Here is a 2,114-nt window from a genome sequence, read left to right as displayed (position 1 = left end):
CCCCGCCGATCCGCATGACGCTGGAGCAGGCCATCGAGTTCATCGACGACGACGAACTGGTCGAGGTGACCCCGGAAAACCTGCGTATCCGCAAGAAGTTCCTGCTGGAGCACGAACGCAAGAAGGCCTCCCGCGCCGCCTCGGCGTAAGGCCGCCGCCAACGCCCCGCCAGTGGGCAAGGCAAAGAGAAGCGCCCGGTCGGATCATCCGCCGGGCGTTTTTTTGTGTCTTGTCCGCTGGAACCAGGTCCTTCTTCAACCAGGGAGTTGCAAAGCGTTTGGTCGGGATCGGTATGTGTACTTCGCCGAGGGGGTAAAACAGGCAAAGTTTGCGCCTGCAGCTCGCGCTTGAACCTGACAGCCGCCATTGCAGGCATCACCCATCCAGTTGCTGCAGTAAACCGTCCAGTTCCCGGACCATAACCGGGACGTCAGTCGTGGCAGTGTTCCAGACAATGCGGCTGTCGATCTTGGCATAACCATGGATCAGCAGGTTTCGCAGATCCACAGCCGCCCTCAATTGTGGAATCTGTCGGGCCATGTTGGGATCCGCCTTTTCGAGCTGGCCCAGAGCCTCGCCCAGAATCTCCAGCTGCCGCTCAACGGCGGAGCGCATCAGATCGCTGGCTATGTAGTCCTCTTCGTCTGTGTCCTTCACGAATTCCGCCACGCGTCGCGCGGCCTCACGTGCGTCCCAAAGGTACGCCCGCGGATCACGCCGCATGGACTGCTTCCCGGGTTCGCTCGATATCCGCGAGGACATACGGGTTGGTCACACTTTGCGGCGTCACCAAGTCCACGGGCCGTCCAAGAATGTCGCTCAACTCTCTGCGCAGACCGAGGAATTGCTCGAGGGACAATCCGGTCTGATCCGGCCCGAATTCCACGAGGAAATCCACGTCCGAACGTTCAGGGTCGAAATCTTCCCCGCGAGCCGCAGACCCGAAAACGTCCAGCCGTGACACACCGAAGTGACGGCATACCGATTCGAGCGCGTTGCGATGTTGTTGAATCAAAGGATGCATGCCTGGGCCTCCTGCCAACATACGATACGACAGTCACGCCGGGAGCGCAGCCAGAAGGCTATGCATCGATTGATGCTCCGGCTGGCCCGCTGAGAGGGGGTACACCCTCCGGAGCGGTACGGGCAGGGGTGCGCCGTTCGAGGGTCCAGAACACCAGCAGGAATGTAGACGGAAAACAAACCTTTCCCCGGTTCCTGTATTACCAGATGCAGCGTATCGGGAAGTCGCGCAAGGCCGGGTCGGTGGTCAGCAAAGGGATCTGCTCGAGTTCCGCCTGGGCAGCCAGGATGCGATCGAACGGGTCGCGATGGTCGACAGAATACGTCCCAGCGTGGATCGCTTGCGAGTAGTTCACGGCCAGATGCGTAAAGCCATCTGCGGTGACCAGTTCATCAAAGCGCTGGATGACCACACCGCCAATCTGCAGTTTGCCCAGGCGATGCTTGGTCGCGATCTCCCATGCGCTGGCAGCGCTTACCAGGGCGGTGCACTCCGGGTCTCCAATGACTTCTCGTGCGCGTGCTGAAAGCCGAACATCGTCAGTGAACCACCATAGCAGCGCATGAGTGTCGAGCAGGATTCGCACGCTATTGCTCCCAGCCGGCGAGTTCATCCTCCGGCAAGGGATCAAAGAATGCGTCTTCGACCTGGCCCTTTACACGCCCGGGTTGGCGCTGCACCGGAGGGGACTCCAGCGGCACCAGCCGCGCATACGGCCGCCCGGACTTCGCCAGGATGATCTCCTCGCCGTCATGCGCGCGCTTCAGCAGTCGCGACAGGTGCGTCTTTGCTTCGTGTACGTTGACTGTCGTGCTCATGAGTTCGCCTAATCTGACTAAGTCCTATGACTAAGCCTATATGCCGGCGTTGCATCAATCAATCGTTTCAGCGGGTCATTCCGTCGATTGGGTCTCCGCCAGGCCCGGCGCAAAAGGCAAGGTTTGACCCCGAAGGCTTTCCAGGGCCTGATCGGCATCGGCCGTGTGAAACGTGGCCGCATCAAGCCGAACACCCCGGTCAAGGTGGTGGATCGTGAGGGTGGGGTGCGCAATGGGCGCATGCTGCAGATCATGGGCTTCCACGGCCTGGA

Annotated in this window: 4 protein-coding genes and 1 pseudogene; 1 reads left to right on the top strand and 4 read right to left on the bottom strand. The window is 60.6% G+C overall.

Annotated elements, in window-relative coordinates; genetic code table 11:
* Positions 1-149: pseudogene (locus tag F627_RS16830) on the top strand (GTP-binding protein TypA); the annotation flags it as partial.
* A 226-nt stretch (positions 150-375) separates the two neighbouring features.
* Here F627_RS16830 and F627_RS0115420 read toward each other — a convergent pair.
* The 4 genes from F627_RS0115420 to F627_RS0115405 all read right to left on the bottom strand — a co-directional run bounded on the left by F627_RS0115420 (position 376) and on the right by F627_RS0115405 (position 1,842).
* Positions 376-723 carry a DUF86 domain-containing protein gene (locus tag F627_RS0115420; RefSeq protein WP_019584586.1) on the bottom strand — a complete coding sequence of 116 codons (348 nt, stop codon included), beginning with the start codon at positions 721-723 and terminating at the stop codon, positions 376-378.
* Positions 713-1,024, bottom strand: coding sequence for a nucleotidyltransferase family protein (locus tag F627_RS0115415; RefSeq protein WP_019584585.1), 312 nt, complete (start codon positions 1,022-1,024; stop codon positions 713-715). The genes F627_RS0115420 and F627_RS0115415 overlap by 11 nt, the downstream gene beginning before the upstream one ends.
* Before the next feature lie 199 nt (positions 1,025-1,223).
* On the bottom strand, positions 1,224-1,610 hold the full coding sequence (locus tag F627_RS0115410) for a type II toxin-antitoxin system VapC family toxin (RefSeq protein ID WP_019584584.1): 387 nt from the start codon (positions 1,608-1,610) through the stop codon (positions 1,224-1,226).
* Position 1,611: 1 nt separating this feature from the next.
* Positions 1,612-1,842, bottom strand: coding sequence for a type II toxin-antitoxin system Phd/YefM family antitoxin (locus F627_RS0115405; RefSeq protein ID WP_019584583.1), 231 nt, complete (start codon positions 1,840-1,842; stop codon positions 1,612-1,614).
* Positions 1,843-2,114: the final 272 nt, after the last annotated feature.

The organism is Thioalkalivibrio sp. ALE16 (genome assembly GCF_000381305.1).
Classification (GTDB): Bacteria; Pseudomonadota; Gammaproteobacteria; order Ectothiorhodospirales; family Ectothiorhodospiraceae; genus Thioalkalivibrio.
This window is presented reverse-complemented; position numbering and strand designations above follow the sequence as displayed.

Excerpts from the sequence above, each read along its gene's own strand:
- F627_RS0115420 (WP_019584586.1), bottom strand. The coding sequence starts at position 723 with ATGCGGCGTGATCCGCGGGCGTACCTTTGGGACGCACGTGAGGCCGCG.
- F627_RS0115415 (WP_019584585.1), bottom strand. The coding sequence starts at position 1,024 with ATGCATCCTTTGATTCAACAACATCGCAACGCGCTCGAATCGGTATGC.
- F627_RS0115405 (WP_019584583.1), bottom strand. The coding sequence starts at position 1,842 with ATGAGCACGACAGTCAACGTACACGAAGCAAAGACGCACCTGTCGCGA.